Source organism: Streptomyces niveiscabiei, from assembly GCF_033794345.1.
In the GTDB taxonomy this organism is placed as follows: Bacteria; Actinomycetota; Actinomycetes; order Streptomycetales; family Streptomycetaceae; genus Streptomyces; species Streptomyces niveiscabiei.
This window is the reverse complement of the sequence record NZ_JARAYJ010000040.1, coordinates 42640-50804: the sequence shown is the minus strand read 5'-3', so window position 1 is coordinate 50804 and position 8165 is coordinate 42640. Positions and strand designations below refer to the sequence as shown.

Genomic DNA, 8165 nt, shown 5'->3' with positions numbered 1-8165 from the left:
GGCCGCCGCCGCCGCGAACCAGGTGGCCAAGGGCGAGTCGGAGGTCCGCGTGCGGGACGCGATCGGCGGAGTCGTCCGGGACGAGACCGACGACCTCGCGAGCGCGGTGGACGCCATGGCGGACGCGCTCCAGCAGCGGCTGGAGGCCGAGCGCCGGGTGACCGCGGACATCGCGCACGAGCTGCGGACGCCGGTGACCGGACTGCTGACGGCGGCCGAGCTCCTGCCGCCCGGGCGGCCCACCGAGCTGGTCCTGGACCGCGCGAAGGCGATGCGGACACTCGTCGAGGACGTGCTGGAGGTGGCCCGGCTCGACGGCGCCTCCGAGCGGGCGGAGCTCCAGGACATCCTGCTGGGCGAGTTCGTCACCCGGCGGGTGGCCGCGAAGGACCCCGCGGTGCGGGTCAGGGTGGTGCACGAGTCGGAGGTCACGACCGACCCCCGGCGCCTGGAGCGCGTCCTGTTCAACCTCCTGGCGAACGCCGCGCGGCACGGCAAGCCGCCCATCGAGGTCACCGTCGAGGGCCGGGTCATCCGCGTCCGCGACCACGGCCCCGGCTTCCCCGAGGCGCTCCTCGCCGACGGCCCGAGCCGCTTCCGCACCGGCAGCACCGACCGCTCCGTCCAGGGCCACGGCCTCGGCCTCACGATCGCCGCGGGCCAGTCCCGCGTCCTGGGCGCCCGCCTCACCTTCCGCAACGTCCGCCCCCCGGCCGCCCCCGACCACATCCCCGCCGAGGGCGCCGTAGCCGTCCTCTGGCTCCCGGAACACGCCCCGACGAACACGGGCAGCTACCCGATGCTGCCGTGACACCACCGCGGGGGCGCCGGCACCGACGCCGCCGTCAGAGCACGGGCGGTACCCCCAGGGCGCGTCGGACGTACCGGCGCCGCACAGACCGGGGACGAGGACGGCCCCCCAGCCCCCGCCCCCGAGCCGGTGCGCGCTCGGACCAACCCCGTCCGCGTCCCCTCGCCCCGCAGCACCCACGTACCTGCCGCACAGACCGCGGGGCCCCACGACCGCCACCACCCGCACCCCCGGTCCCCGCCCACGCGAAAGGCCTCCCGGCGGCGGACACCAACCGGAAGGCCCTCGCTCACCACCACGTCACACCGCGAACGGCGCGGCACCACCCCGCGTCACACCGCGCCCCGCCCCACGCCACCCCGCGCCACCCCGACCGGCGCGAAACGGTCCCGCCTCACACCGCCTCCGCCACCGGCGCCGCAGGCTTCCCCGGCCCGTCCTCCGGAGCCGGCCCCCCGGCCCCCCGCAGCGGAACCTCCTTCACGAAGACCGCGGCGACCAGCGCGATCACGGCGATCACGGCGCCGAGCAGGAACGCGGAGTGGCTGCCGGCGGAGACGGCGTACTGGTACGCCTCCCGGGCCGCGGCCGGCAGCTTCGCGAGGCTCGCCGCGTCCAGCTGCGCGGACGCCTCGGTGACCTTGGACCCCAGCGCACCCGCGCGCTCGGACATGACGTCCTGGACCCGGTTGTTGAACAGCGCGCCCATGATGGCGACGCCGAACGACGAGCCGAGCGTACGGAAGAGGGTCGCGGAGGACGACGCGACGCCCATGTCCTTCATCTCGACGCTGTTCTGCGCGACCAGCATCGTGATCTGCATGAGGCACCCCATGCCGAGCCCGACGACGGCCATGTAGACGCCGGACGTGAACCGCGAGGTCCCGGTGTCCATGGTCGACAGCAGGTAGAGACCGGCGATCATCAGGACGCTGCCCGCGACGGGGAAGACCTTGTAGCGCCCGGTGCTGGTGGTGATCCGCCCGGCGACCATGGAGGTGACGAGCATCGCCCCGAGCATCGGCAGGAGCAGCAGCCCGGAGTTGGTCGCGGACGCGCCCTGCACGGACTGCTGGTACAGCGGCAGGAAGAGCGTCGCGCCGAACATCACGAACCCGGTGACGAACCCGATGACGGACATCAGCGTGAAGTTCAGGCTGCGGAAGATGTGCAGCGGCAGGATCGGCTCGGCCGCCTTCTTCTGCCAGAACACGAACCCGACAAGCGAGGCGACGCCGATCGCGATCAGCTCCATGATCCGCGCGGACGTCCACGCGTACTCCGTACCGCCCCAGGTCGTGACCAGCACGATCGACGTGATGCCGACGGTCAGCAGCGCGGCGCCGAGGTAGTCGATCCGCGCCTGCGCCCGCTTGCGCGGCAGGTGGAGGACGACGCTGATGAGGCCCAGCGCGACGACGCCGAGCGGCAGGTTGATGTAGAAGGCCCAGCGCCAGCCCCAGTGGTCGGTGATCGTGCCGCCGACGAGGGGGCCGCCGATCATCGCGAGCGCCATGACGCCGGCCATCATGCCCTGGTACTTGCCGCGTTCGCGGGGCGGCACGAGGTCGCCGATGATCGCCATCACGCCGACCATGAGACCGCCGGCGCCAAGACCCTGAACGGCCCGGAAGGCGATCAGCTGGCCCATGTCCTGCGCCATGCCGCTGAGCGCGGAGCCGATCAGGAAGATGACGATGGAGGTCATGAAGGTGGCCTTGCGGCCGTACATGTCACCGAGCTTGCCCCAGATCGGGGTGGCCGCGGCGGTCGCGAGGGTGTACGCGGTGACCACCCACGAGAGGTGTTCGAGGCCGCCCAGGTCGCCGACGATCGTCGGCATCGCCGTACCCACGATCATGTTGTCCAGCATCGCGAGCATCATCGTGATCATGAGCGCGAGCAGGACGACCCGTACGCTCCTGGGCTGTTTCCCCTCCGGCGCCGAGGCTCCCGCGGCTGACCCCGCCGCCCGCTGCGCGCCGTCGTCGCTCTCCGGTTTAACGATCTGTGTGTCCGCCATGGTTCCCACTCCCCCCGACCGGCCACTTACTTGCCGCCCGGCTAGTTCGATACACTGGGGAAGGTAGCGCCGTAACTAGCCGGTCGTCAAGTAAGTTTTTTCCCAAGGCAACCATCGGCCGGGGCGGCCGATTTCCCGGGGCGAGTTCCCACGCGAGCGCGAGGAGTTGGACAATGGGCGCCACCATGGACGGCACCAAGCAGCAGCGGCGCGGCAACACGCGCCAGCGCATCCAGGACGTCGCGCTCGAACTCTTCGCCGAGCAGGGGTACGAGAAGACGTCGCTCCGCGAGATCGCCGAGCGCCTCGACGTCACCAAAGCGGCCCTGTACTACCACTTCAAGACGAAGGAAGAGATCATCGTCAGCATCTTCGGCGATCTGACGAAGCCGATCCAGGAGCTGATCGACTGGGGCGCGGAGCAGCCGCACACCCTGGAGACCAAGCAGGAGATCGTCCGGCGCTACAGCCGCCACCTCGCCGACGCCGCCCCCCTCTTCCGCTTCATGCAGGAGAACCAGGCCACCGTCCGGGAGCTCCAGATCGGCGACGCCTTCAAGGACCGCATGCGGGGCCTGCGCGACATCATCATCGACCGGGACGCGCCCCTCACCGACCAGGTCCGCTGCATCAGCGCGATCTTCACCCTGCACGCCGGGATGTTCCTGCTCCAGGACATCGAGGGCGAGCCGGAGGAGAAGCGCGAGGCGGTGCTGGAGGTCGCGGTGGACCTGGTGACCCAGGCGCACGAGAACGCGAAGGGCTGAGGGCGGCCCCACGGACCGCCCTCAGCCTCCTGAACCGCCTCAGACGGTGACGCCCTTGGCGCGCAGGAACGCCACCGGGTCCACCGCCGAGCCGTAGTTCGCCGTCGTACGGATCTCGAAGTGCAGGTGCGGCCCGGTCGAGTTCCCGGTGCTGCCGGACAGTCCGATCCTCTGACCGGTGGAGACCTTCTGCCCGACCTTCACGCCGACCCGCGACAGGTGCGCGTACTGCGAGTACACCCCGCTGGAGTGCCGGATCACGATCGCGTTGCCGTACGCGGACCCGTCCCCGGCGCCGCCGGGCCCCGCCTTGACGACCGTACCGCCGTGCGCGGCGACGACGGCCGTGCCGGTCGGCACCGCGAAGTCCTGCCCGCTGTGCTTGGCGGACCACAGGCTGCCGGACTGCGCGTAGCTCGCGGTGAGGGTGTACGACTTCACCGGGTCGACCCAGGTCGCGGACGCGGCGGACGCCGTCCCCGCCGTCCCCAGCACGGCCGCGGCGCCGACTGCGGTGGCGCCGGCGGCCACGCGGGTGCGGAGCGGGGACGTGCGGAGGGAGCGGAGGAGAGCGCGCGGGGACATCGAGTACCTCGTGAGGTCGGGGACAGAAAAGCCACCCGCCGTACGGACCCGGCCGGGTGGACCCTCCCTTGGTAACCCGCGCCCCCTCGGACCCCCAAACGGGTGACCTACGACAGAAGCTAGTACGTCACCATAAAAAGCCCCGATCCGGACAGAAGCCCCAAGCTCGCCGCGCCACTATTCCGTCTAGTACGTGACGCGCGCCCTATGCGGCACATCACCGGCCTCCGGCCCCAAGGAGCCGTGGACCAGGGCGAGTTGTGACCCTGGTCACGATGCGTGCACGGGTCTGTGACGCGCCTCTCAGCACCATCTACCGTCCAGTAACCCGCTGGTTCCCCTCAAGCCACTCCCACCCACCAGCATGCCCACGACAAGGCAGCGCAAGGACGCGAGAGGACCCCACCCATGACCAGAGGCACCTGGACGCGCCGCATCGGCCTGACGGTCGTCGCGGCGACCGCGGTGACGGCCCTCGCCGTCCCGGCCGGCGCCCAGGCCGCTACGGCCACCAGCACCTCCACCGTCGCCGCGGCAGCAGCGGACGTCGACTACGCGACCTGGCAGACCGACTGCCAGGCCGTGATGGACCAGGCCCTGCCGTACCTGAAGAACCGCATCGCCGCCACCAAGCCCGGCGAGAAGCAGGCGATCGTCCTCGACATCGACAACACCACGCTGGAGACCGACTTCGGCTTCAGCTACCCGCAGCCGGCCAACAAGCCCGTCCTGAACGTCGCGAAGTACGCGCAGGAGCACGGCGTCTCCCTGTTCTTCGTGACCGCCCGCCCGGGGATCATCAAGTCCGTCACGGACTACAACCTCAAGACCGTCGGCTACCAGGTCTCCGGCCTGTACGTCCGCGGCTTCCTCGACCTCTTCAAGGACGTCGCCGCCTACAAGACCGCCCAGCGCGCCGACATCGAGAACAAGGGCTACACGATCATCGCGAACATCGGCAACAGCGCCACCGACCTCTCGGGCGGCCACGCCGAGAAGACCTTCAAACTGCCGGACTACGACGGCCAGCTCTCGTAGCCGGACGCGCCGGACATGAGGAAAGGGCCGGTGCTCTCCAGCACCGGCCCTTTCCTGTACGAGGCTTATGCCTCCTTGCTCAGGTTCGGCCCGCCACCGCCGGCCGCCTGCTCGATCGGCGGGACGTCGGGCAGCGCCGACTTCTCCTCACCGCGGAAGGTGAAGGCAGCGGTCTCGCCCTCGCCCTCCGTGTCGACGACCACGATGTGACCGGGGCGCAGCTCGCCGAAGAGGATCTTCTCCGAGAGCGTGTCCTCGACCTCCCGCTGGATGGTCCGGCGCAGCGGCCGGGCGCCCAGGACGGGGTCGTAGCCCTTCTTGGACAGCAGCTCCTTCGCGGCCTGGGAGAGCTCGATGCCCATGTCCCGGTCCTTGAGGCGCTCGTCCACCTTGCCGATCATCAGGTCGACGATGGCGAGGATGTCCTCCTGCGTGAGCTGCGGGAAGACGACGACGTCGTCGACGCGGTTGAGGAACTCGGGGCGGAAGTGCTGCTTCAGCTCGTCCGACACCTTGTTCTTCATGCGCTCGTAGTTGGTCTTCGTGTCGCCGGAGGCGGCGAAGCCCAGGTTGAAGCCCTTGGAGATGTCCCGGGTGCCGAGGTTGGTCGTCATGATGATGACCGTGTTCTTGAAGTCCACGACCCGGCCCTGGGAGTCGGTCAGGCGACCGTCCTCCAGGATCTGCAACAGCGAGTTGAAGATGTCCGGGTGGGCCTTCTCGACCTCGTCGAAGAGGACGACGGAGAACGGCTTGCGGCGCACCTTCTCGGTGAGCTGGCCGCCCTCCTCGTACCCGACGTAGCCGGGGGGCGAGCCGAAGAGCCGCGAGACCGTGTGCTTCTCGCTGAACTCCGACATGTCGAGGGAGATCAGCGCGTCCTCGTCGCCGAAGAGGAACTCGGCGAGCGCCTTGGACAGCTCGGTCTTACCGACACCGGACGGGCCGGCGAAGATGAACGAACCACCCGGACGCTTCGGGTCCTTCAGACCGGCGCGGGTACGGCGGATCGCCTTGGAGAGCGCCTTGACGGCGTCCTTCTGGCCGATGACCCGCTTGTGGAGCTCGTCCTCCATGCGCAGCAGGCGGGACGACTCCTCCTCGGTGAGCTTGAAGACCGGGATGCCGGTGGCGGTCGCGAGGACCTCGGCGATCAGCTCGCCGTCGACCTCGGCGACGACGTCCATGTCGCCGGCCTTCCACTCCTTCTCCCGCTTGGCCTTCGCGGCGAGGAGCTGCTTCTCCTTGTCGCGCAGGGAGGCGGCCTTCTCGAAGTCCTGCGAGTCGATCGCGGACTCCTTGTCGCGGCGGACGCCGGCGATCTTCTCGTCGAACTCGCGCAGGTCCGGCGGCGCGGTCATCCGGCGGATGCGCATCCGGGAACCGGCCTCGTCGATCAGGTCGATCGCCTTGTCCGGCAGGAAGCGGTCCGAGATGTACCGGTCGGCCAGGGTCGCGGCCTGGACCAGCGCCTCGTCCGTGATGGAGACGCGGTGGTGGGCCTCGTACCGGTCGCGCAGACCCTTGAGGATCTCGATGGTGTGCGGCAGCGAGGGCTCGGCGACCTGGATGGGCTGGAAGCGGCGCTCCAGCGCGGCGTCCTTCTCCAGGTGCTTGCGGTACTCGTCGAGCGTGGTGGCGCCGATGGTCTGGAGCTCGCCGCGCGCCAGCATCGGCTTGAGGATCGAGGCGGCGTCGATCGCGCCCTCGGCGGCACCCGCGCCGACGAGCGTGTGCAGCTCGTCGATGAACAGGATGATGTCGCCGCGGGTGCGGATCTCCTTGAGGACCTTCTTCAGGCGCTCCTCGAAATCACCGCGGTAGCGGGAGCCGGCGACCAGGGCGCCGAGGTCCAGGGTGTAGAGGTGCTTGTCCTTGAGGGTCTCGGGCACCTCGCCCTTGACGATGGCCTGGGCGAGGCCCTCGACGACGGCGGTCTTGCCGACGCCGGGCTCACCGATGAGGACCGGGTTGTTCTTGGTGCGGCGGGACAGCACCTGCATGACCCGCTCGATCTCCTTCTCGCGCCCGATGACCGGGTCGAGCTTGGACTCGCGGGCGGCCTGGGTGAGGTTCCGGCCGAACTGGTCGAGGACGAGCGAGGTCGAGGGCGTGCCCTCGGCGGGGCCGCCGGCGGTGGCGGTCTCCTTGCTCTGCTGGTAGCCGGAGAGCAACTGGATGACCTGCTGCCGGACCCGGTTGAGGTCTGCGCCCAGCTTGACGAGGACCTGGGCGGCGACGCCCTCGCCCTCGCGGATCAGGCCGAGCAGGATGTGCTCCGTGCCGATGTAGTTGTGGCCCAGCTGAAGGGCCTCGCGGAGCGACAGCTCCAGGACCTTCTTGGCACGGGGGGTGAAGGGGATGTGCCCGGACGGGGCCTGCTGGCCCTGGCCGATGATCTCCTCCACCTGCTGACGGACCGCCTCAAGCGAAATGCCGAGGCTCTCCAGGGCCTTTGCGGCGACACCCTCACCCTCGTGGATCAGGCCCAGGAGGATGTGCTCGGTGCCGATGTAGTTGTGGTTGAGCATCCGGGCTTCTTCCTGAGCCAGGACGACAACCCGCCGCGCGCGGTCGGTGAACCTCTCGAACATCGTTAATCGCTCCTCAGAGCGGTCAGGCAATGAGGGGACGCTCCCCTCGCTGTCCTTCCGCAGCTTAGTCCCGCAAGCGGGGACCGCTCATTCCAACTGCCGACACCGTCCGGATCACCTCCGCGGGAGCGGGGACCTGGTGCGGTCTCCCGACCCCTAACGCCGACATATGCTCCAACCTGATGGTGCGAGACGATGTTCCCGCAGGCCAGGCACTTACCCCGGTCGCCAGTACGCCGATGGCGAACGCGGGACGGCCTTTCCTGCGCGTCGCCCCCTCCCACTAGGGATGTCTTACCCGCCGGCACCGACAGTCCATGCCGTACGCACCGGTTCCCTCCGCTACG

The 8165-nt window shown here is 69.7% G+C and carries 6 protein-coding genes; 3 read left to right on the top strand and 3 right to left on the bottom strand.

Going from position 1 to position 8165, the window contains the following annotated elements:
* Positions 1 to 811 (top strand): sensor histidine kinase (locus PV682_RS36700; RefSeq protein ID WP_319736071.1); only part of this gene is annotated, 811 nt, incomplete at its 5' end.
* 394 nt (positions 812 to 1205) lie between these two features.
* On the opposite strand, the gene PV682_RS36695 is transcribed toward PV682_RS36700, so the two are convergent.
* Complete coding sequence (locus PV682_RS36695) at positions 1206 to 2834, bottom strand: MDR family MFS transporter (protein ID WP_319736070.1); 1629 nt, start codon at positions 2832 to 2834, stop codon at positions 1206 to 1208.
* A gap of 173 nt (positions 2835 to 3007) precedes the next feature.
* Here PV682_RS36695 and PV682_RS36690 point away from each other — a divergent pair, with 173 nt between their 5' ends.
* Complete coding sequence (locus tag PV682_RS36690) at positions 3008 to 3601, top strand: TetR/AcrR family transcriptional regulator (RefSeq protein ID WP_319736069.1); 594 nt, start codon at positions 3008 to 3010, stop codon at positions 3599 to 3601.
* Between the two features lie 39 nt (positions 3602 to 3640).
* On the opposite strand, the gene PV682_RS36685 is transcribed toward PV682_RS36690, so the two are convergent.
* Entirely contained in the window at positions 3641 to 4186 is a 546-nt protein-coding gene (locus tag PV682_RS36685) for a M23 family metallopeptidase (protein WP_319736068.1), read from the bottom strand.
* A 408-nt stretch (positions 4187 to 4594) separates the two neighbouring features.
* Between PV682_RS36685 and PV682_RS36680 the strand changes: the two genes are divergently transcribed.
* Positions 4595 to 5224 carry an HAD family acid phosphatase gene (locus tag PV682_RS36680; protein ID WP_319736067.1) on the top strand — a complete coding sequence of 210 codons (630 nt, stop codon included), beginning with the start codon at positions 4595 to 4597 and terminating at the stop codon, positions 5222 to 5224.
* Between the two features lie 65 nt (positions 5225 to 5289).
* Here PV682_RS36680 and PV682_RS36675 read toward each other — a convergent pair whose 3' ends face one another.
* Positions 5290 to 7818: an ATP-dependent Clp protease ATP-binding subunit gene (locus PV682_RS36675; protein WP_319736066.1), complete on the bottom strand. Its 2529-nt coding sequence runs from the start codon at positions 7816 to 7818 to the stop codon at positions 5290 to 5292.
* Positions 7819 to 8165 lie beyond the last annotated feature (347 nt).